Here is a 25,709-nt window from a genome sequence, read left to right on the forward strand (position 1 = left end):
CTACTGTGATCTCCGAGGGTGCCCGCCGGGAGTGCCGACACGTGTCACCGCGGTTGCGCCAGGCCCCGCAGGAGCAGGGCGACCAGGCGTCGGGGGTCGTAGCGGGGGTCCTTGTCGCCGCCGATGCAGAGGTTGCCGATGCCGCGCATGAGTTCGAGCGCGCCGGTGCCGGGCGTGATCTCGCCGGCGTCGACGGCGGCGTCGAGCAACTGCGCGCAGACGGGCACCAGGTTGTCGAGGAAGTAGGTGTGCAGGGCGTCGAAGCCGCCGGTGTCCGATTGCAGTGCGTTGGCGAGGCCGTGTTTCGTGACGAGGAAGTCGATGAAGAGGTCGACCCACTGCCGCAGCGCGGCGAACGGGGAGTCGGCGCTGGCCAGCAGCGCGGGGCCGGCGTCGGCGCAGGCCTGGACCTGGTGCCGGTAGACGGCGACGACGAGGTCGGCCCGGGTCGGGAAGTGCCGGTAGATGGTTCCGATGCCGACGCCGGCCCGGGCGGCGATCTCGCGGATCGGGGCTTCCACGCCGGAGGTGACGAACACGGCGGCGGCGGCGGTGAGCAGTGCCTGCTGGTTGCGTACCGCGTCGGCCCGCCTGCCTCGGGCTGGTACCTGCGGGGACTGGCTCGTGGCCGACACCGGTTCTCCTTCACACGGACGGTTGGCAAAACGGATCAGTGTTCCGTATAGTTCTAACGGAACGGCGATCCGCTTTGACTGTAGCGGAAGCAGGAACGTCCTGCCCGGCCTCACCGCGCCGGCTCCGCACCAGCAGCCCGGGAAGGCATCACCATCATGAACGCACCCACTCTCGTCGCCGACACCAGCAACGCCCCGGTCCTGTCCGTCAGCCCGATCGTGCTGCCGGCTCCCGGCCGCGCCGTGGACCTGCAGGTACGCGTCTCCGCACCGATGGCAGGCAGCGACCTGCCGATCATCCTGCTCTCGCACGGCCACGGACAGTCGAACAACCTCTCCTCGCTCAACGGCTACGGCCCACTTGCCAACTCCTGGGCGGCGCGCGGCTTCGTCGTGATCCAGCCGACCCATCTGGACTCGAAGACCCTGAGCCTCGATTCCGCCGACCCGGAGGCCCCGCTCTACTGGCGATCACGGGCCGAGGACATGACCCGCATCCTCGACCACCTCGACGCGATCGAGGCCGCCGTTCCGCAGCTCAACGGGCGTCTGGACCGGAGCCGGGTGGCCGTGGCCGGGCACTCGATGGGCGGACACACCGCGAGCCTGCTGCTCGGCGCGCGGCTCACCGACCCCCGGGACGGGACGCCTGTGAACCTGGCCGAGCCCCGGATCCGGGCGGGGGTGCTCCTCGCCGCGCCCGGTCGGGGCGGGGACGCGCTCACCGAGTACGCGAAAAGCTTCTCGTTCTTCCAGAGCACGGACTTTTCCACGATGACGACACCGGCGCTCGTCGTCGCCGGCGACAGGGACGCCTCCGAGCACCTGACGGTCCAGGGCCCGCAGTGGCACACCGACCCGTACGTCCTCTCCCCCGGCCCCAAGTCTCTCCTGACCCTCTTCGACGCCGAGCACTGTCTCGGCGGGATCTCCGGCTACGACGCCGCCGAGACCACCGACGAGAACCCGCGGCGGGTGGCGGCGGTCCAGGCGCTCACCTGGGCCTACCTGCGCAGCGCGCTGGACCCCGGGGATTCCGCGTGGCAGACGACGTGCGCGGAGCTGACCTCCGGAGCCGAGGCGGTCGGACGGGTCGAGTCCAAGTAGGCCCGGTCAGGGGCCACGGCACGCCGTGGCCCCCGGCCATCGGGCCCCACTGTCAGTCGAGCTTGTCGCGCAGGTCGTCGACCTGCTGCTGGAGACGGTCCACCGCGCCCTCGTTGTTGACGAAGGTGGTGATTCCCGCGGCGAGACCCAGACCGATGAGCACCGCGAGGATGCTCAACACCAGGCCGCCGATGGACACGCCCCGACCGGTCACCCCGGGCCGTTGGCTCATCTTCAGGCCGACGATGCCGAGAATGATCCCGATGATGCCCAGCACCAGACCGATCCAGGCCAGGATCGCGGTCAGCACGCTGAGCAGGCCGGCGACGCCGAAGACCAGAGCGAAGGTGGCGGCCGCGCTCGTCTTCGCGCGGGCGTCCCCCCGATGGGCCCGGGACCCGGCCGATGTGCCGGCACCCCGGGCCGGCTCACTTGCGGCAGTCATGAGACTCCCTTCCGCACGCGCGGCGCGCGTACTTCCGGCCGGCCGCTTTCCCAGGTCGACCGCTGTTACGCCTCACGCCGGCACGATCTGTCGGTGCCTCCGCCTAGGCTGGCGGCCCGGCCACCGGAAAGGGGCGTGGCGATGCCTGCCGACCTCAGCGCCGCCGAAGCGCTGGCACTGCGGATGACAAGTCTGCTGCTGCGTCCGCATCCCGGTGGCCAGCCGGGCACCGTCGCCGAGGTGGTCGAGTGGTTCGGCGCGATGCAGGCCCAGGACCTGGCCAGCGGGTTGTGGTCGCTGGGCGCCCGACTGCCCGGTTCCCGCCTGACCGACGTGCAGCAGGCGCTGGAGCGGCGCGAGGCGCTGCGCACCTGGCCGATGCGGGGCACCGTGCACCTCGTCCCACCCGCCGACGCGCGCTGGATGCTGGAGGTGACGGGCGTCCGCTCGCTGGCCGGCGCGGCGACCCGCCGGGCGCAACTCGGGCTCACCGACGCCGACGTCGATCGGGCGTTGGACGTCCTCGGTGCCGCGTTGACCGGGGGCGGTCGACTCACCCGGTCGCAGTGCCTGGCCACCCTGCGGGAGGCGGGGCTGGGGACCGACGGGCAGCGCGGCTATCACCTGCTGTGGTTCGCGAGCGTGCGCGGGGTCACCTGTGTGGCTCCGAACGTCGGCGCCGAGCAGACCTTCGCCCTGCTCGACGAGTGGGCGCCCACGCCGCGCCAGCTCGACCGGGACGAGGCCCTCGCGGTGCTTGCCCACCGCTACGTGCGGGGGCACGGCCCGGTCACCGACCGCGAGTTCGCGGGCTGGACCGGCCTCACCCTGACCGACGCGCGACGCGGCCTGACCGCCGCCGGCGACGCGCTGAGCACGGTACGCGTCGACGGCCAGCCGATGTACGTGGACGTGGCGCTCGCCGACGCGCCGCGCACCCCACTGGACGAGGTACGGGCGCTGCCCGGGTTCGACGAGTACCTGCTCGGCTACCGGGACCGCACGCTGATGCTCGACCTCGCCCACCAGGCCGCCGTGGTGCCGGGCAACAACGGGATCTTCCAGGCCACGGTGGTCCACGCCGGTCGGGTGGCGGGCCTGTGGAAGCGCCGGATCGGCAGGTCCACGGTCACCGTGACGATCCAGCCGCTGACGCCCCTGACCGCCCCGGCGCGCGCCCGTGTGGAGCAGGCCCTGGGCCGGTACGCGGACTTCCTCGGCCTGCCGCCCCGCTTCGAGTGGCAGGCCTGACCGGTCAGCGCGCCGGCCGCGGCGTGGCCTGGCTCAGCTTGCCGGCCTCGGCCGGGCCTCGCTGAGCAACGCGGCGATCCGGGCCACCCGGGGGTCGGAGCGGATCTGCGCCACGGTGGCCGGCAGCGGCAGCCGCCAGTTCGGATACTCGTCGACAGTGCCTGGCATGTTGGGCTGGCGCACCTCGCCCAGCACGTCGTAGAGGGACACGCCGAGCAGCCGGGACGGGCTGGCGGCGAGGGCCGCGTGCATCGCCACCACAGCCTCCTCGCCGTCGGGCGACACCTCGCCGTCCGGTAGCAGACCCTCGGCGCGCAGCATCGTCAGTAACAGCTCCCGCTCCTCGGCGGCCCGCGTCCGCTCGACGGCCGTGTCGGTGCTGAGCAGCTTCAACTCGTCGCGTACCCGCACGTGCTCGCCGGTGAGGAATCCGGGTGCGGTGGGCAGGTCGTGGGTGGAGATGGTGGCGAGCGCGTTGCGGGGCCACCGGCTCGGCGGGACGAAGTCGCCCTCGTCGTCGCGGGCGAACCACAGCACTGTCGAGCCGAGCATGTTGCGCTCCCGCAGGCCCCGGGTCACCGCCGGCTGGACGGTGCCCAGGTCCTCGCCGACGACCACCGCGCCGGCCCGGTGCGCCTCAAGCGCGAGGATGCCAAGCATCGCCTCGGCGTCGTAGCGCACGTAGGTGCCGTCGGCCGCGCCACCGCCCGGCGGCACCCACCACAGTCGCCACAGCCCGGCGACGTGGTCGACACGCAGGCCACCGGCGTGCCGCAGGGCCCGACGCAGCATGTCCCGGTAGGCCGCGTACCCGGTGGCGGCGAGCCGGTCCGGTCGCCACGCGGCGAGCCCCCAGTCCTGCCCGAGCTGGTTGAAGTCGTCCGGTGGGGCGCCGACGCGTACACCCTGGGCCAGCACGTCGGCGAGCTGCCAGCCGTCCGCGCCGCCCGGGTCGATACCGACAGCCAGGTCGTGCACCACGCCGACCGGCATCCCGGCCGAGCGGGCCGCCGCCGTGACCGCGTCGAGCTGCTCGTCGCACAGGTGTTGCAGCCAGGCGTGGAACGCCACCCGGTCGGCGAGCTGACGGCGCTGCTCGGCGACCGCCGTCGAGTCGGGGTGGTGCAGCTCGGCCGGCCAGGCCCGCCAGTCGTTGCCGTGCCGCTCGGCCAGCGCGCACCAGGTGGCGAACGACGTCAGCGCCGGGTCCGCGTCGAGGTCCACCGGTTGGGCGTACGGGTGCAGCAGCTCCAGGGCGTGCCGTTTGGCGGCCCACACCTCGTCGTAGTCGATCAGGTCGCCACGGTCGGGGCGGAGGGCGTCGACGATCGCGCGGGTCGGCGGGTCCGCCGCCCGGTACGCGGCGGTGGCGCCGACGCGCAGGTAGAGCGGGTTGACGAACCGCCTACTGGCAGGTGAATACGGTGAGGCGGCGACCGGGTGCGACGGGCCGACGGCGTGCAGCGGGTTGAGCAGCACCAGCCCCGCGCCGTTGGCGCCGGCCCAGCCGGTGAACTCCCCGAGGTCGCCGAGGTCGCCCATGCCCCAGGAGTGTTCCGAGGTGAGCGCGTAGAGCTGGAGCATCCAACCCCAGGTGGGGGGCGGCTCCGGCAGCCGCCGGGGCACCACGACGAGCGTCACCTCACGCCCGTCGCAGGCCAGCCGGTGCCAGCCCAGCGGCAGGTCCCCCGCCAGCTCGGCGTCGACCGCCCGGCGGCCCCCGTCCTCAAGGGTCACCACGCCGGGGCCGGGTAGCGCCCTGGTGGCGCCGTGGGTGAGCACCACTGTCGGCGGCAGCGCGGCCTTGTCGACGGCGCGTGCGGCGGCGAGCGCGTCGGCGATGGCGGCCGGGCTGGTGGCGTCCACACCGAGCAGACCGAGGACACCCACGACGGTCTCCGGGGCGACCTCGACGCGGCGGTGCCGCCAGTCCTCGTACCAGGTGGACACGCCGTGCGCGTTGGCCAGCGCGGCCAGTCGTCGGTTCATCCGTCCCCCGCTTCACGACGCGACCTGCGACCACCTTGCCACGACCGGGCACGCGGCGCAGGACACGACGGGGCCGGCGGGCGAAACCCGCCGGCCCCGTCGCGGTGGACGCGGTCAGTCGGCGAGCGCGCCGGCCGCCCGGCCCTCGTGCAGGGTCAGGTTGCGGCCGGTGCTCGGGTCGAACAGGTGGATCTTCTCCAGGTTGAACCAGACCCGGCGGGTCTGCCCCTCGGTGACCGGGGACTCGGCGGACAGCCGGGTGACGAGGTTGCCGCCGGCGCCGGCGAAGTCGGCAGCGCCCGCGTCGGCTGCCAGCTCCTCCAGCTCGGCGGCGCTGGCCTTCTCCCCCTCCACAGTGAAGTAGACGTACTTGTCCGAGCCCATCGACTCCACGATGTCGGCGGGCGCCTCGAACTCCAGGCCACGCCGGCGGGTGTCGTCGTCGACCAGTTCGGCGTCCTCGAAGTGCTCGGGGCGGATGCCGAGGATCAGCTCGCGGGGCGCGTCGGCGGCCTCCAGCTCGCGGCGGACCCGGTCGCCGAGCGGCACGTCACCCAGCGCGGTGTGCAGCCCGCCGTCCTGCACGGCAGCGTGCAGGAAGTTCATCGACGGCGAGCCGATGAAGCCGGCCACGAAGAGGTTGCGCGGGTGGTCGTACAGCTCCTGCGGCGGGCCCACCTGCTGCACCGCGCCGCCGCGCATGATCACGACCCGGTCGCCGAGGGTCATCGCCTCGGTCTGGTCGTGGGTCACGTAGACGGTGGTCGTGCCGAGCTGCTTCTGGAGCCGGGACACCACAGTGCGCATCTGCACCCGCAGCTTGGCGTCGAGGTTGGACAGCGGCTCGTCCATCAGGAACGCCTTGGGCTGGCGGACGATCGCCCGGCCCATCGCCACCCGCTGCCGCTGCCCACCGGAGAGGTTGGCCGGCTTGCGGTCCAGCAGGGGCGTCAGCTCCAGGACCTTCGCCGCCTCGTCAACCTTCTGGTTGATCGTCTCCTTGTCCAGCTTCGCCAGCCGCAGGGGGAACGCCATGTTCTCGCGCACCGTCATGTTCGGGTACAGGGCGTACGACTGGAACACCATGGCGATGTCCCGGTCCCGGGGAGCCTTGTCGTTGACCCGCTGGCCGCCGATCCGCAGCTCGCCGGAGCTGATGTCCTCCAGACCGGCGATCATGTTGAGGGTGGTGGACTTGCCGCAGCCCGAGGGGCCGACCAGGATCACGAACTCGCCGTCGGCGATCTCCAGGTCGACGTCCTGCACGGCGACGGTCCCGTCCGGGAACTTCTTGCTCACCTTGTCGAGCACGATGTCAGCCATGACTACTCACCTATCCCTTGACTGCGCCGGAGGTCAGGCCGGACACGATGCGGCGCTGGAAGAAGAGGACGAACAGGATGATCGGAACGGTGATCACGACGGCGGCGGCGCAGATCGCCCCGGTGGGGTCCTCGAACTGCGACGCGCCTGTGAAGAACGACAGCGCGGCCGGCACCGTGCGGGACCGCTCGGTGGAGGTCAGCGAGATGGCGAACAGGAAGTCGTTCCAGCAGAAGATGAACACCAGGATCGCGGTGGTGAACAGGCCTGGTGCGGCCAGCGGGGCGATCACCCGGCGGAACGCCTGGGCCTGGGTGGCGCCGTCCATCTTCGCGGCCTTCTCCAGGTCCCACGGAATCTGCTTGAAGAACGCCGACAGCGTGTAGATCGCCAGCGGCAACGCGAACGTGATGTACGGCAGGATCAGGCCCGGCCAGGTGTCGAAGATCTTGAGCTGGCGCTCGATCTCGAACAGCGGTGACACGAGCGACACCTGCGGGAACATCGCGATCAGCAGGGACACGCCGACCAGCAGCTTCTTGCCGGGGAAGTCCAGCCGGCTGATCGCGTACGCGGCCATCGCGCCGAGCACCACCGCGATCAGCGTGGCGATCAACGCGATGCCGATCGAGTTGATCAGCGCCCGGACGAACTGGTCGGTGTCGAAGATCGTCTTGTAGTTGTCGAGCGTCCACTCCCGGGGGATGAACTTCCCGTCGGTGAGGGTGGCCGGCGTCTTGAACGACAGCGAGGCGATCCACAGGACGGGGACCAGCGCGAAGACGACCACGAGGACGTCCAGCAGACCCCAGCGCAGCTTCGCCCGCGTGGTGGTTTCGACAGCCATCTCAGCGCCTCTCCCCGTCGTCGCTGCCGGGGGCAGCGGTACCGAACAACTTCACGAAGACGAAGGCGATGATCGCCACGGTGATGAAGATCAGCACCGACATCGTCGAGCCGATGCCCAGGTTCAGACCCCGGATCAGGTTGTTGTAGGCGAGCATCGACACCGACGAGGTCTCGTTGCCGCCGGCGGTCAGCACGAAGATGTTGTCGAAGACGCGGAACGCGTCGAGGGTGCGGAACAGCAGCGCGACGAGGATCGCCGGCTTCATCACCGGCAGCATCACCTTCGTGAACTTCTGCCAGGCGGTCGCCCCGTCGGTGGAGGCGGCCTTGAGCAGGTCCTCGGGGACCAGCGCCAGCCCGGCCATCAGCAGCAGCGCCATGAACGGGGTGGTCTTCCAGATCTCGGCGAGCATGATGATCGCCAGGGAGCTGGCCCGCTCGGTGAGCGGCGCGCCGTCGCTGAACAGGTCGGCCAGGTAGCCGGTGCCGGGCGTCCAGGCGTACCGCCAGGAGAACGCGGCGACGACGGTGACGATGCCGTACGGGATGAGCGCCGAGGTCCGCACCAGGCCGCGCCCGACAAGCGTGCGGTGCATGATGATCGCCAGCCCCATGCCGAGCACCAGTTCCACGGCCACCGTGACCACGGTGATCAGCGCGGTCACCCCGAACGCGGTCCACCAGAACTCGTTGGTGAGCACGGTGACGTAGTTCTCCAGCCCGATGAACTCGCGCTGGTCGGGAAAGCGCAGGTCGTAGCGCTGCAACGACAGCCAGACCGAGTAGATGATCGGGTACGCGGTCACCGCGACCATCACCAGCGCGGCCGGCGCGCAGAGCAGCCAGCCGAGTTTGCGTTCGGCCTTCTTGTTCTCGCTCAGCGGCGCCTTTCGGCGTCCGCCGCCGCGCTGGGCGGGGACGGTGGCCTGCCGTTCGGTCTCCGCGGCGGCGGTGTCCGTACCGGTTGGCGTGGCGTTGATGCTCACGGCAGGACCCCCTTGGACTCCAGGGCGTCGGCGATGGCGTCGCGCAGCTCGTCGGCGGTCTGTTGCGGACGGATCGCCGACGGCGGGGACAGGATCGCCGACATGACTGTGGAGATGCTCTGGTAGGCGGGGGTCAACGGCCGCGTCGCCGGCTCCTTCAGCTCCTCCAGGATGGTGTCCTTCATGGGGTACGCCTCGGTCATCTCCGGGTCGTCGAAGACCGCCTCGATGGTCGGCGGCACGCCGTCGTTGATGGCTGAGAACTTCTGGTGCTCGGCGCTGCGCAGGCACCGGGCCACCTCGAACGACAGGTCCGGGTGCCGGGAGTACGAGCTGACGGCCAGGTTCACGCCGCCGATGGTGACCTTGCTGGGGGTGCCCTCGTCGACGCCGGGCACGCGGGCCCAGCCGACCTGCTTGGCCAGGTCCGGGTTGGCCTCCTGAAGGGCCGGATAGACGAACGGCCAGTTCACCTGGAACGCGCCGGCGCCGGACTGGAACTCCAACCGGACCGGGTCCTCGGTGGCGTTGCTGAACGACGGCGAGGTCACGCCCGACGTGGCGAAGCGCTGCAACTGCTCCAGCGCCCGGACGGTGCCGTCGTCCATCACGGCCTGCTTGCCGTCGTCGGAGAGGATCTTCCCGCCGGCGCTCTCGGCCAGGGTGTTGTAGAGCACGACCAGGCCCTCGTACTGGGCGCCCATGGTGAGCACCTGGTGCGGCTTGCCCTGGTCCTTGAGCTGCTGGGCCGCGCTGATCATCTGGTCCCAGGTGGTGGGCGGCTGCGGCACCAGGTCCTTGCGGTACCAGAGCAGCTGCACGTTGGTGTTCTTCGGCGCGGCGAAGAGCTTGTCCTCGTAGCGGGCGGTGTCCAGCGGCCCGGCGAGGGTGCCCTGCTCGACCTCGGCCTTGTCCTGGCCGGTCCACTCCCGGATCCAGTCGGCGCTGGCGAACTCCTGGGTCCAGGTGACGTCGAGACCCAGGACGTCCATCCCGGGGTCCTCGGCGGCCAGCCGGCGCACCATCTGCACCCGCTGGTCGTCGGCCTGACGGGGCAGTACCCGATATTCGATCTTGTATCGACCCTGGGCCTGCGCGTTGCAGTCGTCGACGACCTTCTGCAGGTTCTGCTCCGGCGGGTAGTACAGGTTGATCGTCGGCGTACCGCCGCTGTCGTCGCCGGCGCACGCCGCCAGCGGCGCGACAAGCGCCAGCGCGGCGGCCGCCGCCCCCAGCCGGACAACCGGCCGCCGTCGGTGTCGAGCCGCTTCGGGGTCTGTCATCGCCCTCCCCCTCTCCTCGGCGAAAGACCGGGGAAGGGCATCCGTGCCCCGGCGCACGGCGAGCCGGTTCCGAGCCGGCAAGCTGCGGAAACGCCGGCGCGAACGCTCTGTAGCGGCTACTCTGCCCCAGCCGTGAAGCCACGAAACCTGGCCGTCAGAGCGAGAGCCCGGCCGCCTCTGCCTGCGCCGCCACCAGGTGCGTGATCAACTCGCCTTCCTGAAAGTCGGGCCATCGCCGCACCAGGGAAGCCCCGCCCTTCTGAGAGCCGAGTCGATCACGCGCGGGGACAGCGCTCCCGGACAACGGGCGGGCGCAGACGACGGGCCGGCCCGAGGACGACGACGCTGGCCCGAACACCCCAACCCGACAACCAGCTCACCGCGCAGTTCGTCGATGCACCGACGGACGTCGCTAGGCTGGCGAAGACGTGGGACATCGTGCGGAACGAGGCGCTCCCCCGCCGGCAGTCAACCGAGCTGATCAAGGAAGTGGCGAAGTCATGGGCACGCTGACCCCACAGTGGCGCAAGTCGACCCGGTCCGGCGGCAACGGCGGGTCCTGCGCCGAGGTCGCCGACAACCTGCCGACCGTGGTGCTGGTGCGCGACACCAAGGACCGCGACGGCGGCACCCTGCACGTCGACCCAGCGGCCTGGAAGGCCTTCGTCGGGTACGCCAAGCAGCACTGACCACAACCGATGAGAAGGCCCCCGGGGGCCTTCTCATCGCAGCCCCGGGCTCGATCACGCCCTACCGGCCCGGGAGTCGGACGACGGCGGCGGAGTTTCAGCTCGCTACCACCGCTGCCCGCGTTCCCGGCTGGGCGCCGGGTCGGGCGAGCAGGATCGCGGCGCCCGCGAGCACGACCCCGGCGATGGTCAGGGCGAGGATCTGCCAGGTCGGCCCGAACGGGTAGTAGGCGCCGGGGGTGAACGCGCTGTGCACTGTGAAGACCGGGCCGACGTCGCCGTGGTCCCGGAACGCCCGCAGCACGTTGCCGTAGAGGGCTGCCGCCGGCAGGGCGAGCGCGATCAGTGCCCCGACCCAGAGCCCGGCGGCGGTACGCCGCCGCTCGGCCGACGCCTCCACGATCCGGTACGCGAGGGCCGCCGCGATCAGCCATCCGACGATGAGGCCGAGCACGGTGCCCGTCACGATCAACGGCAGGAACGATGCTCTGCTCTGTGACCAACCGATGACGTGGACAGAGCCGCGGTCGGCGGTGAGGTAGCCCCGCACCTGGAGTGTCAACCCGCCCGAGCTGGCGCTGAACGTCGAGTTGCGCATCGGGAGGTCGACGCCGGATCTGGTGCCGGGGTGGAACGTGACCGCCCGCCCCTCGGTCGGCGCGATGTCGGAGACCGACCAGCCGTCGGCTGCGAACCGCTGCCGAGCCTGCTCGGCGTCCCAGGTGCCGCCGACAACGGTGGTCGTCGAGATCGACTCCTCCTGCCACGGCGACGGAATGCGCATCTGGACGGTGTCGTCGGTGGACCCACTGGCCCGCTCGGCCAGGGCGGCGACCGCGGCGTCGTCGGGCAGCTCCGCGAACGTCTGCGAGCCCGCCCATGACCCGGCGGCCGCACCGAACGCACCCGTCGTCAGGGCGAGGAGGACCGCCGCGATCACCGGGAGCGGCCCGCGTGCGGGCAGCCGGAGCCGCTGGCGCAGGCCGCTGGCGACCAGGTGCAGGGCCTCCCCGGGCCGGGGGCGGCGCTGGCCGGGGACCGCCATCTCCAGCAGCGTGGTGATCATCTCGGTGCCGTATCGCCGCCGGTGCCGGCCCGGGTAGGCAAGCAGCAGCTTCCGATAGTGGCGTTCGAGACTGCGGTCGTCGCTCGACCACGCGGCGGCGGTCATGCGACCACCGTGCCGGAGTCCAGGGCGCCGCCGAGGCGCTTGCCCAGCTGGGTGTCGGCCGCCCTGGCATGCCGACGCAGTCGCTCGGCCTGGGCCCGCAGGGCGACCGCCCCCGCCTCGGTGAGCCGGTAGTAGCGGCGCAGCCGCCCGTCGACGACCTCCTCCCGGTCGACCTCGATCAGGCGTTGCTCGACCAGGCGGTCGAGCGCGCCGTAGAGGGTGCCCGGCCGCAGCTTCACGTCGCCCGCCGACAACTCCTCGACCGCCTGGACGACCCCGTAGCCGTGCAACGGCTGCCCGGCCAGAGCGGTGAGGATGAGGAATGTGGATTCATGCATGCACGGATAGTACGTGCGACGTTATATAACGGCAAGGATGGCGTTCGACGTGCCGTCTGCCCGTCCGGACGGGCAGGCCCGGACCCGGCATGATGGAGCGATGCTGGCCCGATTCAAGGATCTCTGCCTGGACGCCAACGATCCGCTCGCACTCGGCGGCTTCTGGGCCAGGATGCTCGACGGCGATGTGGCCGACGCCGGTGACGACGACACCCGGGTCGATCCGCGCTCCGCGCGCTCCGACGCCGAGTCGATCTGGGTGAACAAGGTGCCCGAGCCACGGGTCGGCAAGACCCGCGTACACCTGGATCTGCGCCTGGCCGACTCGGGCCCGGCGGCTCTGCTCGTCGACGGCGCCCGACTCGTCGCCGAGCCGTCCGGCGAGGCGAGCTGGTGGGTGCTGGCCGACCCGGAGGGCAACGAGTTCTGCGCCTTCGCACCCCGTCCCACCGGGTGAACGACCGACTACCCAGCGCGGGCGGCGTCCGCTAGCGTTTTCCCCAGCGCCGCAGCCGGCGCGTTCGCCGCCGCCGTCGACACGCCTCCGGCCGACCCCAGCCTGCCCGATCGGTTGGTAATCGCGGGTTCGTCGCACCGCCGCTCCCCCGGTTCGGCAGGATCGTCCCAACGAGGAGGTGCCGTCGTGCAGGACACCCGCGCTCTCGCCCTGACGTTCGAGGTGAGCGGCCTGCCACCGGTCAAGACCGAAGCGTTGTCCATCTTCGCCGCCGGGCACCGGCAGGCGACGAGGGTCCGCACCCTGCTCCAGGCCGCCCTGACGGCGGCCCAGCGCACCGGCTGGACGCCGTTGGCCGGGCCCGTCGAGGTCGACCTGGTGCTGCGCTGCCCGCCCGGGCACCGCACGTCCGACGCCAGCACCCTGCTCGGCGGCGTCTGTGCGGTGTTGCAGGACAAGAAGCGGGTGTCCAGCATCGGCCTGTCCCACCTCGGCGTCCTGGTGGACGTCGCCCTCTACGACGACGACAGGCAGATCCGCAGGTTGTCGTACCACGAGGAGCCGGCGGAGGACTTCTCGTACCAGGTGCGGGTCGCCGCCGTACCGACAGGGGTTTGACCGACGTCCGCGGTGGGGTATCGCGGACGCCGACGAAGGGAGCACCGATGTCGGAGCCACATGTCACGCTCGACCCGCGCGGGCTCGACCCCGTGCAGCAGAAGCTGCGCGGCCCGCTGGAGGACCAGCTGACCTCGGCGCTCCAGGCGGCCATCGACCGGGTCCGCGGCGACTACGCCGGTGAGCCGGTCGAACAGGTCTGCCAGCGGCTGCTGGACGAGACGCGGTCCGGGCTGCACCCCGACATCGCGGCCGGGTTCAACCCGGACATGGACGAGTTCTGCCGGGTGGCAGTGGCGATCGTCCGCGGCAACGACGGCTGAGCGCGGGGCCTCGCGGTCAGTACCTGCCGATCTGGCCGTACGGGCCGAGCATGATCCGCGGTGACAGCGCCGGGTCCAGCCAGGCCAGCACGTTGACGAGGTGGTCGTGTGCGAGGGCGACGCAGCCGGCGGTGGCGTTACCGCCGCTGGTGCTGAACTCGTGCAGGAAGATGCCGCTGCCCGCGTTCGGGATCGGCGTCGGCACGTTCGGCGGCATGTTGTAGGTGATCACCGCGAAGTGCGTGTACGCGGGCACCTCCTGCCACAGCGCCTCGCTGGCCCCGCCGGGGTTGGTCGAGCTGTGCTGGAAGGTGTTGTACAGCGGGGACGACGGGTTCTCGTTCCACCAGTCGCCGCTGACCAACCGGTGGTACGGATACCGCACGCCTGGGTTCGCGGCGATGCCGTACATGGTGGGGCCGACCGAGTAGACACCGGTGGGGGTGGTGGGCACGCCCTCCACGTGGTTGTCGCTGAACCCCTGGGAGCCGATCCGGGCCGGCATCGGCGCGGCGGCGGGCTGCCAGCTGCGGTTGACCCGCACGTACGTCTCAAGGGTGGCGTACGTGGTGGTGTAGTTGGTGGCGCTGACGATGATCGCCTGCCGGGTCTGGGCCGGCAGGATGGCCAGCCGAGCGGCCAGCCGGTGGTTCGGCGGGGTCGAAGTGGGCCGCGAGGCCAGTCCCACGGCCGGCGTCGACGGTCCGCCCGCGCCGAGCGCGGGGATCGTCGGGGCGACAGCCGCCGGCAGCGCCAGACCCGCCGCACCGAGCAGGAGATTTCTGCGTTTCATGCCGCCCATCCTGACAACTGACTGGTCTGTTGGTCTGCCCCGTCAGGGGCGGCGGCCGGATCAGGACCGGGTCCGCAACTACCCGGCCCTGACCCTCGGCTGCCCGGCTTGGGAGCGGACAGCTCCGGCACCCTGCCGCGCGGGCGTGGCACGACGCCACACGCGGGTGACCGGCGATCCGGCCGCCGTGCACTCAGCTCCACGGTGCCCCCCGCCGAACGCCGCCGCGCCCCCGGCACACCCCGAAGGACCGTGAGCGCCGGCCCAGGTTAGGCGGGCTCCGGCGGGCCGGACAAGACTTGCCGGACGTCAGGCGGCGTGACTGATCTCAAGGTGAAAAACAGGCATGTCGGCGTAACGCGACAATGATCTAGGGCGCTGTTCGGGTGCGGGACCGTCAGAAGTGCCGCAGCAGGTCCCGGAACGCGGCGAGCCGCAGCACGCCAGCGTCGGTCGGGTCGAGTTCGTCGTCCTCCAGCACCCACGTGTTCTCGTTCGGGATGAATACCGCGTTCAACCCGGCCGCCCGGGCCGGCAGGATGTCCGACCTCGGAGAGTTGCCGATCATCCAGGCACTGTCGGGCGTGAAGCCGTGCTCCCGGGCCAGCCACCGGTACGTGTCGGGGTTCTTCTCCCCGACGATGTGCGCCGCGGAGAAGTGGTGCAGCAGGCCGCAGGCGTCCAGTTTGCGCTGCTGCTCCGCCCGGTCCCCTTTGGTCAGAAGCAGCAGGTCGTGCCGGCCGGCCAGCTCGTCGAGCGCCTCGGCCACCCCCGGCATCAGCTCCACCCGGTGCTCGACGAGCGCCAGGGCCAGCCGGTCGATGTCCTGACGTTCGGCGTCGGTGGCCGGTCGCTCCCGCAGCCGCTCCAGGCAGTCCGCGAGACTGCGCAGGAAGACCTTGCTGCCGTACCCGTGCGCCACCGTGTTCGCGCGCTCGATGTCGTTCAGGACGGCCCGCAGTTGCGCCCGGTCCAGGGTGGGATGGTCGAGCCAGTCCAGGAAGTCGTCGATCACCCGCTCGAAGACGACGTTGTTCTCCCACAGGGTGTCGTCCGCGTCGAAGATCAGCACCTGTGCCCCTCGACGGGCCGTCCCGTCCACCGTCATGCCGCCCCCCTCGCGATCATGCGCACTGCGGTCCGGAACTCTAGGGCATGTCGGCCGACGCACCCAGTGAGTTCCCGCCCGCCGGGCAGGGCCACCGCAGCAACCGTTCGGCGATCATCGCCTCCCGTTCCTCCTGCCCCTCGGGTCGCAGCCGGCCGCCCCGGGTGAGCATCACCACGCCGTGCAGCAGGCTCCACCCCACCTCGGCGAGCGTGTCCGGATCCCGCCCCTCGGCGAGCGGGGCCAGGGCCGCCCGCAGCTCAGTGAAGACCGCGCGCGGCGCGGCAGGCACACCATCGACGCCGAGGGCCAGGTCAGGGGTCAGCGCGAGCATCGCGTCGTAGACCTCCGGATTCGCGTACGCGAAGTCGAGATACGCGGCCGCGACCGTCGGCCAGGCCCCCTCGGGTTCGTCTGTGGCATCCGCGTGCGCCTCGGCGAGATCGGCGGCCAGATCGGCGAAGGCGCACACCGCGACGGCCGCGAGCAGCGCCTCCAGATCGGCGAAGTGCCGGTAGATGTCCCCCATGTCGATCTCGGCCCGCTCGGACAGCCGGCGGGTGCTCACCCCCGCCCAGCCCTCCGTCTCGGCCAACTCTCGCGCGACCCTGACGATGAGGTCGCGCCGGTCCTGTTCGGTGGCCTTCTCGGCAGGTCCGGGCACGCTCACGAGCGTAGAGGCGAACACCGCCCGCAGTCTCCCGGTGACGGATTGGTGACTGTTGCTGCTCCCCGCCGAACTGCCGCTGACCTCCGGCGCGCCGTCGCCGGAGCGGACGTCCAACGGTCTCGTGGCCAGCCACCGAGAAACCCGTGCCGCCGCGCTGAGGCCGGCGCGTCACCCCGCGCCGGTCCCCTCGCCCGCTCCGGGATCGCGCAGTTCGGCGACGATCGCTTCCGCCATAGTCGCAGCCACCGAGACGACGACCCGTGGATAGTGGGCGCGGTGCTTCGCCAGCCAGTACCCCTTGACGACCTCCACGAGCGCGACGACGACCTCGTCGGCCGGACGGGCCAGCGCGGCACGGATGCGACCCGCCCAGGCGGCGTTCGTCAGTGCCTCGTTCTTCAGGCGTTCGGTGGTTTCGAAGTCGAGGAGGTCCAGTCGTTGAAACTCGGCGTGCCCCTGCGCCACGAGAGTCGCGGCCAGTACCGCACCGACCCGCTCCTCCAGGACGCTTCGGAGCTGCGTCGCGACCGCCACGTACTCGCTCGCCTCGGCGCCGACGATGGACCTGGCAATCGCAATCAGCCACGCCGTCCAGTTGCCGTCCGGCTGGGGCCAGGTCTCCGCGATCGAGGCGTCGACGTGCGACCGCCGGATGTACGGCCGAAGAAAAGCCAGGTCGAACCGGGTGTACGAGGCGACGAAGTCGTTGAACGCCGACTCCCACTCGAAGGGCCCGACGTCGCCGACCTCGATGTCGGGCACCGCCTCACCCAGTGCTTCGAGCCTGGTCACCGCCCTGGCGACCTCCTCGACGTCGTGAAACCCCGGCCCGTCCGCCCAGGCGGCCCGGTAGGCGAGCAGCGCGTACGTGCGCGCCTCGTCCGGTCGACCGAGCAGGACGAGGCTGTCGGCGACGTACCCCGGCTGACGCAGCCGCGGCTCTAGCCGTGCCTCGATCGCCCTCGCCTCCTCGAGGACCTGCGGCGCCTCGGGCCGGCGCAGCGCGGCCAGCGCCCAGGCCACACGTGCGGTGCTGTGGGGACATCCGGCGTCGCGATTCAGCCGTGCCATGTCGTTCGCCGCGTCCAGGGCGATTTCCAACTTCCCGGTACGCACCGCGAGGCCGAATCGGAGTCTGAGCAGATCCAGTCGGTAGTAGATGGACCGCACCGCCGTCTCGGCGCTGTCGAGGTCGTCGAAGGTGAGGAGTCCCGACCTCAGACGCAGGTAGAGGTCGAGGAAGTACAGACGGTTGGCGAAGTTGCGGTCGTAGGGATTTTCCGGAAGCTCCCGCGCCTCGGTCACGAGCGCCGCGACCGGCTCCAGGTCGCCCGTTCTCAACGACTCCTCGGCCCGTTGAGCGAGGAATCGTGCCCGGTCTCCTCCGTCTTCACCGGTCGCCTCCATGAGACGTTCCAGAAGCCGGAGAGCCCGAGCCGAGAGGGCGAAGCGGTTCAGATCCGTCATGCACAGCGAGATGTTGCTGATGTAGATCCCCACCCTGATCGGGTCGCGCTCCGCCAGCGCCGCCGCGACCGACCTCTCGTAGTGCGCGAGCGCATCGGCCACATTGCCCAGAGCCGCATACGCTTCCATGAGGAAGTTCTGGTACCAGCTTCCAGCCATCTCAGCCAGCGGTTCGAGGAGTTCGACGACCGTGGCGAAGGCGCCCAGGTCGAGAAGCTGGGGAAGGTGGCCACCGATGCCCCGCAGCGCAGCCTCGGTCTCACCGGCGTCGACCAGGGCACGGAAGGCGGTGATCGCGGGGGCAAGATCCTCGACCGTGCGAATCTCGGCCGGTGGATGCCAGGAGGAGAAGTGGTCGACGATCCGGTTGGATACGTCCAAGCGGCCGTCGGCGTCGATGCCCTCGTGGGCGGCAGCCCGGATGACCGGATGCAGGTCGTACCTGTTGGCCACTCGGTCCCACCACAGGAGCCCTCGGTCCTCAAGGTCCTGGAGGGCCTTCTCCAGTTCAACCAGGGCGAGGCGTGCCTCCCGCGAGGCGGACCACCGGCGCATCTCGTCGGCGTGGGCGCGGTCGGCGGCGTCCGTCAGATCACGGGCTCGGGCATCCCACCGGTCCCGCCCGGCGAGGGCGTCCACCCGCTCCGGGCCGGGTGGCATCCACGTCAGGATCGGACGGGGCCCGAGCGCGCTGAGGTCGGGAGGCTGACGTCGGGGCTTGGCCGGCAGGAACGGATTGAGATCCTGCACGAGGTCCCAGTCCGCCGCGCTGGACAGGGCGGACAGGTAACGCAGGACCCGGGCGCTCGCCTGGTCCAGGTCTTTGAGTGCGGCCGCCACCACGTGTGCCCGCCGGTGCACGAACTTCTGCTCGGAGAGCCGGAAGCTCCCCCCGTGCAGCGGGTCCTCGATCCAGGCGTCGAAGTCGCCCGGCGCCCGCCGGTAGTTGTTCACCAGACCGATGACGATCTCGATGACCAGCGGGTGGTAGTCGAGCTTGCTGAAGAAGCGAGTCACCAACTCCGGGTTGCCGGTCACGCCGAGGTCGGCGACGAGCGTGACGGTGGAGTCGGGGTCAAGGCCACCCAGCTTCTGCATGGTGACGCCGGCGGTGGGTCGACCCGCGGAATCGAGCAACGCGTCCGGGGTCAGCCGTGTGGTGATCAGGATCCGTGACGGTTTCGCCCGGGCGAGCCGGGCCAGAAGATCGTAGGCCGCGATATCGACGATGGCGTTGGGCCGTTGGAGTCCACGGCGGACCACGTCCTCGTCGGTCACCTTCGAGGGATCCAGCTGGTGGTACGCCTGGGTGAGCCGTTCCACCCCGTCGAGGACCAGAAGGTAAGACGCCGACCCGAGCACGTCCTCGACCTCCGCTACGAGCTGGCTCGGCGTCAGGGTCGTGGTGTCACGCTCCGGTCGGGCATAGGCGAGGAACTCCACGATGAAGTGCGTGACCGACGACGACCCCTCGTAGAAGCTCCACCAGAACCGGCCGGCCCAGCGCGAGGCGGCACCGACAGCGCTCCCCGTCAACCAGGTCCAGGCCAGCGCCGACTTGCCGGTGCCACCGAAGGCCTCCAGCACCCGCACAGGGCCGATCCAACCACCACACCACTCGTCGAGGGCGGTGAGTTCCCCGGCCCGGCCGGTGAAGTGCGCCGCCCCCGTGTAGTCGGGGAAGGCAACGAGCTTCGGAGCGCGACGCACGGCGGAGCGTTCGGTCATGGCCCAGGATTCGGAGTTGACGAGGTTGTCCCGCTCGCGCATCAGAGAGACCGCGAGATCCGCCTTAAAATCGCCCACATCCCTGAAGCGGTCCACCGTGTGTTTGGAAGACACCCGGTCGACGAATGCCCGTACCGCCATCCTGTCCTCGTCGGATCGGTCGAGTTCCTTCGGTGGCCAAGGGTGATCCGGGTCGACCACGAACACGAGGACCCGGAGTCCGCCGTCGGTGGCCCAGTCGTATTCGACCTCCGTGTACGACCTCGTCTCGCCCGGCGGCCGCGAGCCGTACCGGTGCCCGATCAGGAGCAACAGCACATCGCTGCCCGTCACGCCCGCTCGGCAGACCTCGAGCGGGGTCGGTGCCTGGGCACCGAAATCCTCCATGTAGACCGGCTCGAACCCCACCCGGGGAGCCATCTGAATGGCGGCACTTCGGTATTGACTCAGGTAACCCTGGGCGCTGCTAATGAACAACCGCGGTCGCCGGCCCGTCATACCAGCCACGGTAGTTGGTCGCGCACAGCGCGGTTCAGCGTGGCTTCAGTCTGAAGTTCCGGAAATCCGGTCGACCGGGCCACCCGTCCGGGTCGTCCCGGGTGGTCCGACAATTAACCACGGCCGATATTCCGGCGACCCACGTCAGCCGTGTCGGCCGCCCATCAGCGATGCAGAGAGGTCGCGTGCCGCATGTGCGACAGCTTCTCGGGGTTGCGGACGGCGTAGAGACCGCTGACGAGGCTGTCGTCGATACGCAGCGTCAGAACGGTGTCGAGTTCGCCGTCGATCCGGACGATCAGCGCCGGGTGGCCGTTGACGTAAGCCGGGTGCAGCGTCAGGGCGGTGGCCTCGACCTTCCGGGAGGCCAGCAGACGAGCCACCTTGTCCGCTCCGACGACAGACCGCAGCACGGCCTGCTTGATGCCGCCCCCGTCACTGAGCAGAACGACGTCCGGAGCCAGGATGTCGAGCCAGCCCTGGACGTCGCCCATCTCGACCGCCCGCTGGAACGCCTGCTGATGGTCGGCGCGATGTTCACCCATCTTCGTCACGGCGAAGCCAGGTTCATGGTGCTCAACGCGGTGTACCTCGCCCTGGCCGCCTACGTGGCGTGGGGACGACTCGTCCCCGAGCCTCTCACCGGGTGACTACACCCGTCGGTCACCACGCCCAGACAGAGTTGCCGCCTGCCGGTGGAGGGGATCTCGACCCTGGTCATCGGATCCGTCACGCGACCTCGGCCGGATCGATATCAAGAAACACGCCAGGGACATCACGACAACATGAATCGAGCGGACAACCCCGACGCGTCTCGGTGTCGGACCGCTCAACGGAGCTCCGCGAGTGCTGTCGAATTTCCTCAAGTCCTCTGAGCGAGTCCAGCGTGACCGTCGGGGTTGCGTTGTGTCCGTGCCACGATCGGGGGGCGCTCTACACCAGATCAGCGGCGCAGGGTGAGGATCAGGTCGGCGACCAGAGCCGTCCAACCCGTCTGGTGCCAGGCGCCCAACCCCGCGCCGTTGTCGCCGTGGAAGTACTCGGGGAAGGCGACCAGGTCCCGCCAGTCCGGATGGGTCTGGAAGATGCGGCACGCGCCGTAGATCGGCCTCCGCCCCCAGTCGTCCTGCGTGAACAGTGAGAGCAGGCGGGCGGACAGGTCGTCGGCGATCTCGTCCAACGTCCGCTTCACACCGGAGCGGGTCGGATACTCCACCTGGAGGTCGTCGCCGAAGAACGCCGCGTAGTCGCGCAACGCGCTGATCAGCAGGAAGTTCGTCGGCATCCAGATCGGGCCGCGCCAGTTGGAGTTGCCGCCGAACAGGCCGCTCGTCGACTCGGCCGGCTCGTACCCGACGGAGAACTCCTGCCCGCCGAGGGTGACCGAGAACGGCTTGTCCAGGTGGGCGCGGGACAGCGTACGCAGCCCGAAGTCGGAGAGGAACTCGTCGGAGTCGAGCATCCGGGCGAGCAGCCGGACCACCTGCTCCGGGCCGACCATGGACAGCAGCCGCTGCTGGCGCCCGTCGGGGCCGAGCCGGCGGGTGCCGATCACCTGGGCGTACTCGGGGCGGTTGGTGAGGAACCAGCGCAGCCGGGCCCCGAGTTCCGGCAGGCGGTGCAGGGTCTTCGCGGTGAGCCGGGTGGTGGCCGCCAGCGGCAGCAGCCCGACCACCGAGCGGACCTTCAGCGGCACCTTCGTGCCGTCGGCGAGGCGCAGCACGTCGTAGAAGAAGGCGTCCTCGTCGTCCCAGAGCCCCTGCTCGTACGCGGCGGCGGCGATGTACGCGAAGTGTTCGAAGAACTTGGTGGCGGTGTCCACCCAGGTCCTGTCGTGCTCGGCCAACACGATCGCCATGTCGAGCAGGTTGAGCGCGTACATGGCCATCCAGCCGGTGCCGTCGGACTGCTCCAGCACACCTGCCACCGGCAGCGCCGCCGAGCGGTCGAACGGGCCGACGTTGTCCAGCCCGAGGAAGCCGCCCTCGAACACGTTGTTGCCGCCGGTGTCCTTGCGGTTCACCCACCAGGTGAAGTTGAGCAGCAGCTTGTGCATCACCCGGCCCAGGAACTCGAAGTCCCGACCGCCGTCGATCTCGAACACCTTCAGCGCCGCCCAGGCGTGCACCGGCGGGTTCACGTCGCCGAACGCCCACTCGTACGCCGGGATCTGCCCGTTGGGGTGCAGGTACCACTCGCGCAGCAGGAGCAGCAGTTGGTCCTTGGCGAAGCCCGGGTCGACGCGGGCGATGCTCACACAGTGGAAGGCCAGGTCCCAGGCCGCGTACCAGGGGTACTCCCACGGGTCGGGCATGGAGATCACGTCGAAGCTGGTCATGTGCCACCAGGCGCTGTTGCGCCCGTGCCGGCGACCGGCCGGCGGGGGCGACGAGCCCGGATCGCCCTCCAGCCAGCGTTTGACGTCGAAGTGGTAGAACTGCTTGCCCCACATCAGCCCGGCGATGGCCTGCCGGGCGACAAGCGCCTCGTCGGGCGTGGCGGCCGGCGGGATCACCCCGGCGAAGAAGCGGTTCGCCTCGGCGCGGCGGGCCCACACCACGGCCTCGAACCCCGCACCCAGGTCCGCCGGCGGCGGCGGGGTGGCGGCCGGCGGGGACGCGGTACGGGTCAGCCGCAGCCGGATCTGCCGCTGCCCGCCGGCCGGCACGTCGAGCACGTAGTGCAGCGCGCCCTTGGTGCCCTCCCGGGCCGGGTTGACAGTAGCCGCGCCGTTGACCACGTGGTCGTTGATGCCGTCCTTCGGGTACGGCGACCGGCCGGGCAGCCCCCAGAGCCGTTCGGCGTTGGTGTCGTTGTCGCAGAGCAGCGGCACCGGGTCACCGTCGCCCTCCAGCAGCAACTGGCCGAGCACCCGGTGCTCACCGACCAGCCGGGCGCCGTCGCCGGTCAGCCGGGGAATCCGGTCCCCGCCGGGCAGGCCCCAGGACCAGGTGTTGCGGAACCACAGGGTGGGCAGCACGTGCAGGGTGGCCGCCCGGTCCCCCCGGTTCGCCACGGTGATCACCATGCACAGGTCGGTAGGGGACGCCTTGGCGTAGTCGACAGTCACCGCCCAGTACCTGTCGTCGTCGAAGATCCCGGTGTCCACCAGCTCGTACTCGGTGTCGTCCCGGCCGCGCAGCGCGTTCACCGCGACGAGTTCGTCGTACGGGAAGGCGGCCTGCGGGTAGTGGTAGCGCCAGCGCATCCACGAGTGGGTGGGGGTGCTGTCGAGGTACCACCAGTACTCCTTCACGTCCTCCCCGTGGTTGCCGCCGTCGCCACCGAGGCCGAACATCCGCTCCTTGAGGATCGGGTCCTTGCCGTTCCAGAGCGCGAGGGCGAACGCGAATGTCTGCCGTTCGTCGCAGACGCCCGCCATCCCGTCTTCGTTCCACCGGTAGGCTCTGGACCGCGCATGGTCGTGTGGGAAGTAGTCCCAGGCCGTACCGTGCTCGCTGTAGTCCTCCCGTACCGTCCCCCACGCCCGTTCGGACAGATAGGGACCCCATGCGCGCCAGTCCTGCTCACCCGAGTCAGCCTGGGCGAGCCGGAGCCGCTCAGCGTCGGGTGGCGAGGCGTCGGAGGACGATCGGTCAGTGATCACGTGCACATCTTTGACGCCGCCGCGGTACTTGACCACAGCGGCCATTCTCGTCGTGGCGTGTTACACCCCGCCGCCGGTGGAGGAAAGTTGATCGACATTCGGTTCGGCCCGCAGGTCTGCGGCGATCTGGGCAGCGCGGCGAGCCGGGAATGGCTGGTGCCCGACGGTGTCGGCGGGTACGCCATGGGCACCGTCGCCGGGCTGCGCACCCGTCGCTACCACGGTCTGCTGGTGGTGCCCGGCGAAACCCCGGCGTCCCGCCAGGTGGGACTGGTGAGCCTGGACCCGGCGGTCACCCTGCCGTCCGGGGCAAGGGTGCGGCTCGGCGCGCACGAGTGGTCCTCAGGCGTCGTCGATCCGCGCGGGTTCGAGCTGCTGGAACGCTTCGACCTGGTCGACGGGCTGCCCCGGTGGCGGTGGCGGATCGGCGCCGTGGTGATCGAACGCGAGCTGGCCATGCTGCCGGGCCGCTCCTGCGTGGCGGTGGTGCACCGGCTGATCGCCGGTGGGCCGGTCCGGCTGGAGCTGTCCGCCGCCTGCACCTGGCGGGACGCGCACGGCGAACGGCGCGCCGACGGCCCGACCCCGCAGGTCGAGGCGGTGGCCGACGGGGCGGTGGTCGAGGGCGCGTACCGGCTGGCCGGCCCGGGCTGGACGCCGGAGGGGCAGTGGTGGTTGGGCGTGCACCACCGCGAGGAGGCCCACCGGGGTCTGCACCCGGACGAGGACCTCTGGTACGCGGGACGCTTCACCGGTGAGCTGGAGCGCCCCGGCGACACGGTGTCGGTACGCGCCTGGGCGGGTCGGCTCGACGAGGAGCCCCCGGGCGCCACGGAGATCGTGGCCACGGCCCGGCGACGCAACCGGCAGGTGGTGGCGACGGCCCAGCCCGCCGACCCGGTCGACGCGACCCTGGCGCTGGCCGCCGACGCGTTCGTGGTGCGGCCCGGCGGCGGCGCGGTCGACGTGGTGGCCGGGTATCCGTGGTTCGGCGCCTGGTCGCGGGACACGATGATCTCGTATGAGGGGTTGTTCCTCTGCACGAACCGCGCCGACGAGGGTCGGGAGCTGCTGCGGTCGTACGCGGCGACGCTCTCCGAGGGGATGCTGGCCAACACGGCCGACACCGGGCGGGTGGAGTACAACACGGTCGACGGCACGCTGTGGTTCCTGCACGCCGTGAGCCGGCACGTGACGGTCACCGGCGACACCGACCTCGGTGACGAGCTGCTGCCCGCGCTGCGGACTGTCGTCGACGCCCACGTGGCCGGCACGCGCTACGGGATCGCTGTCGACCCGGCCGACGGGCTGCTCGCCCAGGGCGCCCCGGGCACCGCCCTGACCTGGATGGACGCCCGGGTCTACGGCGTGCCTGTCACCCCGCGCACGGGTAAGCCCGTCGAGGTCAACGCGTTGTGGATCAATGGGCTGGCCGGGCTCGCCGAGTTGACCGAGCTGGCCGGGCAGGACGCGGCCGAGCTGTGGCGGCGGCACGGGCAGGCGGTGACCTCGTTCCGGGACCGTTTCCCCGCCCCGACCGGCTGGCTGCACGACGTGCTGGACGCGCCCGCGCCGGCGTACCCGCTGGGGGGCGCCGCCCTGCACGACGACGACGCGCTGCGCCCGAACCAGCTGCTCGCGTGGTCGTTGCCGTTCGCGCCGCTGGAGCCCGACGAGCAGACACTGCGGCGGGTGGCGGCGGGGCTGCTCACCCCGCTCGGGCCCCGGAGTCTCGCCACGGATTCGCCGGAGTTCGTGGGCCGGCACCGGGGCGGTCCCGCCGAGCGGGACGGCGGTTACCACCAGGGGACGGTGTGGCCGTGGCTGCTCGGCCCGTACGTGGACGCGTGCCGCCGGAGCAAGATGTCGGTCGATGACGTATTCATCGGCATTGAGGCCCATCTGACCGAATATGGGTTAGGCTCGGTAAGCGAGACGGCCGACGGCCTCGCGCCGCACTCCGCTACCGGTTGCCCCTTCCAGGCATGGTCGGTGGCCGAGCTGCTGCGGGTACGCCGAAAGGGCCAGTAGCGCTTTACACGACCGCAACGGCGGTGTCGCCGCTGGTTATCTCGGCTTCGGCAGGATTGGCCCCGATCCAGACGCGACGGCGACACCGACTCCGGTGTCGGTCGGCGCGCGCCCGGGGACAACTCAAAGGGGGCCGCATGTCACCCGACGCCCACGTGATCGACATCCACCCCGCCCGGCACCTGCGGGTGCTGATGCTGTCCTGGGAGTACCCGCCGGTGCTCGTCGGCGGTCTCGGCCGCCACGTGCACGCCCTCTCCGTCGCGCTCGCCGCCGCCGGCCACGAGGTCACGGTCGTCACCCGCCACAGCGACGGCGCACCCCTGGAGGAGTACGCCGACGG

General features: G+C 70.9%; 23 protein-coding genes. 8 read left to right on the forward strand and 15 right to left on the reverse strand.

Annotated elements, in window-relative coordinates; translation table 11 throughout:
* Positions 1 to 44 precede the first annotated feature (44 nt).
* Positions 45 to 635 (reverse strand): TetR/AcrR family transcriptional regulator, encoded by a 591-nt coding sequence (locus ACZ6N8_RS28600; RefSeq protein ID WP_466013808.1) that lies wholly within the window; start codon positions 633 to 635, stop codon positions 45 to 47.
* A gap of 156 nt (positions 636 to 791) precedes the next feature.
* Between ACZ6N8_RS28600 and ACZ6N8_RS28605 the strand changes: the two genes are divergently transcribed.
* Positions 792 to 1,742 (forward strand): alpha/beta hydrolase family protein, encoded by a 951-nt coding sequence (locus tag ACZ6N8_RS28605; protein WP_466013810.1) that lies wholly within the window; start codon positions 792 to 794, stop codon positions 1,740 to 1,742.
* 52 nt (positions 1,743 to 1,794) lie between these two features.
* On the opposite strand, the gene ACZ6N8_RS28610 is transcribed toward ACZ6N8_RS28605, so the two are convergent.
* Positions 1,795 to 2,187 carry a hypothetical protein gene (locus ACZ6N8_RS28610; RefSeq protein WP_357991881.1) on the reverse strand — a complete coding sequence of 131 codons (393 nt, stop codon included), beginning with the start codon at positions 2,185 to 2,187 and terminating at the stop codon, positions 1,795 to 1,797.
* Positions 2,188 to 2,328: 141 nt separating this feature from the next.
* Between ACZ6N8_RS28610 and ACZ6N8_RS28615 the strand changes: the two genes are divergently transcribed.
* On the forward strand, positions 2,329 to 3,438 hold the full coding sequence (locus tag ACZ6N8_RS28615) for a winged helix DNA-binding domain-containing protein (RefSeq protein WP_466013812.1): 1,110 nt from the start codon (positions 2,329 to 2,331) through the stop codon (positions 3,436 to 3,438).
* 33 nt (positions 3,439 to 3,471) lie between these two features.
* Here ACZ6N8_RS28615 and malQ read toward each other — a convergent pair whose 3' ends face one another.
* The 5 genes from malQ to ACZ6N8_RS28640 all read right to left on the reverse strand — a co-directional run bounded on the left by malQ (position 3,472) and on the right by ACZ6N8_RS28640 (position 9,868).
* Positions 3,472 to 5,427 carry a 4-alpha-glucanotransferase gene (gene malQ, locus ACZ6N8_RS28620; RefSeq protein WP_466013814.1) on the reverse strand — a complete coding sequence of 652 codons (1,956 nt, stop codon included), beginning with the start codon at positions 5,425 to 5,427 and terminating at the stop codon, positions 3,472 to 3,474.
* A gap of 114 nt (positions 5,428 to 5,541) precedes the next feature.
* Positions 5,542 to 6,750 (reverse strand): ABC transporter ATP-binding protein, encoded by a 1,209-nt coding sequence (locus ACZ6N8_RS28625; protein ID WP_364362846.1) that lies wholly within the window; start codon positions 6,748 to 6,750, stop codon positions 5,542 to 5,544.
* A gap of 10 nt (positions 6,751 to 6,760) precedes the next feature.
* Positions 6,761 to 7,597 (reverse strand): carbohydrate ABC transporter permease, encoded by an 837-nt coding sequence (locus ACZ6N8_RS28630; protein WP_364362845.1) that lies wholly within the window; start codon positions 7,595 to 7,597, stop codon positions 6,761 to 6,763.
* 1 nt (position 7,598) lies between these two features.
* Positions 7,599 to 8,585 (reverse strand): carbohydrate ABC transporter permease, encoded by a 987-nt coding sequence (locus ACZ6N8_RS28635; protein WP_466013816.1) that lies wholly within the window; start codon positions 8,583 to 8,585, stop codon positions 7,599 to 7,601.
* Positions 8,582 to 9,868, reverse strand: coding sequence for an ABC transporter substrate-binding protein (locus tag ACZ6N8_RS28640; RefSeq protein ID WP_466013818.1), 1,287 nt, complete (start codon positions 9,866 to 9,868; stop codon positions 8,582 to 8,584). Before ACZ6N8_RS28640 ends, ACZ6N8_RS28635 begins: the two co-directional genes overlap by 4 nt.
* Before the next feature lie 500 nt (positions 9,869 to 10,368).
* Between ACZ6N8_RS28640 and ACZ6N8_RS28645 the strand changes: the two genes are divergently transcribed.
* A complete protein-coding gene (locus ACZ6N8_RS28645) occupies positions 10,369 to 10,557 on the forward strand; it encodes a DUF397 domain-containing protein (RefSeq protein ID WP_466013820.1) in 189 nt (62 codons plus the stop codon).
* Positions 10,558 to 10,654: 97 nt separating this feature from the next.
* Here the strand turns inward: ACZ6N8_RS28645 and ACZ6N8_RS28650 are convergent, their stop codons facing one another.
* Both ACZ6N8_RS28650 and ACZ6N8_RS28655 read right to left on the reverse strand, forming a co-directional pair.
* Positions 10,655 to 11,728, reverse strand: coding sequence for a hypothetical protein (locus ACZ6N8_RS28650; RefSeq protein ID WP_466013822.1), 1,074 nt, complete (start codon positions 11,726 to 11,728; stop codon positions 10,655 to 10,657).
* Positions 11,725 to 12,066: a PadR family transcriptional regulator gene (locus ACZ6N8_RS28655; protein WP_466013824.1), complete on the reverse strand. Its 342-nt coding sequence runs from the start codon at positions 12,064 to 12,066 to the stop codon at positions 11,725 to 11,727. The genes ACZ6N8_RS28650 and ACZ6N8_RS28655 overlap by 4 nt, the downstream gene beginning before the upstream one ends.
* 100 nt (positions 12,067 to 12,166) lie before the next feature.
* Between ACZ6N8_RS28655 and ACZ6N8_RS28660 the strand changes: the two genes are divergently transcribed.
* The 3 genes from ACZ6N8_RS28660 (at position 12,167) to ACZ6N8_RS28670 (ending at position 13,464) form a co-directional block, all read left to right on the forward strand.
* Positions 12,167 to 12,523, forward strand: a complete 357-nt coding sequence (locus tag ACZ6N8_RS28660; RefSeq protein WP_466013826.1) for a VOC family protein — start codon at positions 12,167 to 12,169, stop codon at positions 12,521 to 12,523.
* Positions 12,524 to 12,709: 186 nt separating this feature from the next.
* Positions 12,710 to 13,141, forward strand: a complete 432-nt coding sequence (locus ACZ6N8_RS28665) for a RusA family crossover junction endodeoxyribonuclease (protein WP_466013828.1) — start codon at positions 12,710 to 12,712, stop codon at positions 13,139 to 13,141.
* A 47-nt stretch (positions 13,142 to 13,188) separates the two neighbouring features.
* Positions 13,189 to 13,464 carry a hypothetical protein gene (locus tag ACZ6N8_RS28670; RefSeq protein ID WP_252418290.1) on the forward strand — a complete coding sequence of 92 codons (276 nt, stop codon included), beginning with the start codon at positions 13,189 to 13,191 and terminating at the stop codon, positions 13,462 to 13,464.
* Positions 13,465 to 13,480: 16 nt separating this feature from the next.
* Here ACZ6N8_RS28670 and ACZ6N8_RS28675 read toward each other — a convergent pair whose 3' ends face one another.
* The 6 genes from ACZ6N8_RS28675 to ACZ6N8_RS28700 all read right to left on the reverse strand — a co-directional run bounded on the left by ACZ6N8_RS28675 (position 13,481) and on the right by ACZ6N8_RS28700 (position 23,380).
* Positions 13,481 to 14,257, reverse strand: a complete 777-nt coding sequence (locus ACZ6N8_RS28675; RefSeq protein ID WP_466013830.1) for a L,D-transpeptidase family protein — start codon at positions 14,255 to 14,257, stop codon at positions 13,481 to 13,483.
* A gap of 397 nt (positions 14,258 to 14,654) precedes the next feature.
* A complete protein-coding gene (locus ACZ6N8_RS28680; RefSeq protein WP_466013832.1) occupies positions 14,655 to 15,365 on the reverse strand; it encodes an HAD family hydrolase in 711 nt (236 codons plus the stop codon).
* A 40-nt stretch (positions 15,366 to 15,405) separates the two neighbouring features.
* Positions 15,406 to 16,029: a TetR/AcrR family transcriptional regulator gene (locus ACZ6N8_RS28685; RefSeq protein WP_466013833.1), complete on the reverse strand. Its 624-nt coding sequence runs from the start codon at positions 16,027 to 16,029 to the stop codon at positions 15,406 to 15,408.
* A gap of 174 nt (positions 16,030 to 16,203) precedes the next feature.
* Positions 16,204 to 19,728, reverse strand: coding sequence for a DUF4062 domain-containing protein (locus ACZ6N8_RS28690; protein ID WP_466013834.1), 3,525 nt, complete (start codon positions 19,726 to 19,728; stop codon positions 16,204 to 16,206).
* A gap of 164 nt (positions 19,729 to 19,892) precedes the next feature.
* Positions 19,893 to 20,273, reverse strand: a complete 381-nt coding sequence (locus ACZ6N8_RS28695) for a sigma-70 family RNA polymerase sigma factor family protein (RefSeq protein ID WP_466013836.1) — start codon at positions 20,271 to 20,273, stop codon at positions 19,893 to 19,895.
* A gap of 398 nt (positions 20,274 to 20,671) precedes the next feature.
* Positions 20,672 to 23,380 (reverse strand): MGH1-like glycoside hydrolase domain-containing protein, encoded by a 2,709-nt coding sequence (locus ACZ6N8_RS28700; RefSeq protein ID WP_466013838.1) that lies wholly within the window; start codon positions 23,378 to 23,380, stop codon positions 20,672 to 20,674.
* A 42-nt stretch (positions 23,381 to 23,422) separates the two neighbouring features.
* Between ACZ6N8_RS28700 and ACZ6N8_RS28705 the strand changes: the two genes are divergently transcribed.
* Positions 23,423 to 25,366 (forward strand): amylo-alpha-1,6-glucosidase, encoded by a 1,944-nt coding sequence (locus ACZ6N8_RS28705; protein ID WP_466013840.1) that lies wholly within the window; start codon positions 23,423 to 23,425, stop codon positions 25,364 to 25,366.
* A 137-nt stretch (positions 25,367 to 25,503) separates the two neighbouring features.
* On the forward strand, positions 25,504 to 25,709 hold a 206-nt coding region (locus ACZ6N8_RS28710), incomplete at its 3' end, for a glycogen/starch synthase (RefSeq protein WP_466013842.1).

Source organism: Micromonospora sp. NPDC047521 (genome assembly GCF_055587305.1).

What these genes read in the sequence shown, in the direction of transcription:
- malQ (WP_466013814.1), bottom strand. Translation starts at nt 5,427, where the DNA reads ATGAACCGACGACTGGCCGCGCTGGCCAACGCGCACGGCGTGTCCACC.
- ACZ6N8_RS28700 (WP_466013838.1), bottom strand. Translation starts at nt 23,380, where the DNA reads ATGGCCGCTGTGGTCAAGTACCGCGGCGGCGTCAAAGATGTGCACGTG.
- ACZ6N8_RS28655 (WP_466013824.1), bottom strand. Translation starts at nt 12,066, where the DNA reads ATGCATGAATCCACATTCCTCATCCTCACCGCTCTGGCCGGGCAGCCG.
- ACZ6N8_RS28625 (WP_364362846.1), bottom strand. Translation starts at nt 6,750, where the DNA reads ATGGCTGACATCGTGCTCGACAAGGTGAGCAAGAAGTTCCCGGACGGG.
- ACZ6N8_RS28680 (WP_466013832.1), bottom strand. Translation starts at nt 15,365, where the DNA reads ATGACGGTGGACGGGACGGCCCGTCGAGGGGCACAGGTGCTGATCTTC.
- ACZ6N8_RS28660 (WP_466013826.1), top strand. Translation starts at nt 12,167, where the DNA reads ATGCTGGCCCGATTCAAGGATCTCTGCCTGGACGCCAACGATCCGCTC.
- ACZ6N8_RS28615 (WP_466013812.1), top strand. Translation starts at nt 2,329, where the DNA reads ATGCCTGCCGACCTCAGCGCCGCCGAAGCGCTGGCACTGCGGATGACA.
- ACZ6N8_RS28675 (WP_466013830.1), bottom strand. Translation starts at nt 14,257, where the DNA reads ATGAAACGCAGAAATCTCCTGCTCGGTGCGGCGGGTCTGGCGCTGCCG.
- ACZ6N8_RS28695 (WP_466013836.1), bottom strand. Translation starts at nt 20,273, where the DNA reads ATGGGTGAACATCGCGCCGACCATCAGCAGGCGTTCCAGCGGGCGGTC.
- ACZ6N8_RS28690 (WP_466013834.1), bottom strand. Translation starts at nt 19,728, where the DNA reads ATGACGGGCCGGCGACCGCGGTTGTTCATTAGCAGCGCCCAGGGTTAC.
- ACZ6N8_RS28630 (WP_364362845.1), bottom strand. Translation starts at nt 7,597, where the DNA reads ATGGCTGTCGAAACCACCACGCGGGCGAAGCTGCGCTGGGGTCTGCTG.
- ACZ6N8_RS28605 (WP_466013810.1), top strand. Translation starts at nt 792, where the DNA reads ATGAACGCACCCACTCTCGTCGCCGACACCAGCAACGCCCCGGTCCTG.
- ACZ6N8_RS28610 (WP_357991881.1), bottom strand. Translation starts at nt 2,187, where the DNA reads ATGACTGCCGCAAGTGAGCCGGCCCGGGGTGCCGGCACATCGGCCGGG.
- ACZ6N8_RS28670 (WP_252418290.1), top strand. Translation starts at nt 13,189, where the DNA reads ATGTCGGAGCCACATGTCACGCTCGACCCGCGCGGGCTCGACCCCGTG.
- ACZ6N8_RS28645 (WP_466013820.1), top strand. Translation starts at nt 10,369, where the DNA reads ATGGGCACGCTGACCCCACAGTGGCGCAAGTCGACCCGGTCCGGCGGC.
- ACZ6N8_RS28640 (WP_466013818.1), bottom strand. Translation starts at nt 9,868, where the DNA reads ATGACAGACCCCGAAGCGGCTCGACACCGACGGCGGCCGGTTGTCCGG.
- ACZ6N8_RS28650 (WP_466013822.1), bottom strand. Translation starts at nt 11,728, where the DNA reads ATGACCGCCGCCGCGTGGTCGAGCGACGACCGCAGTCTCGAACGCCAC.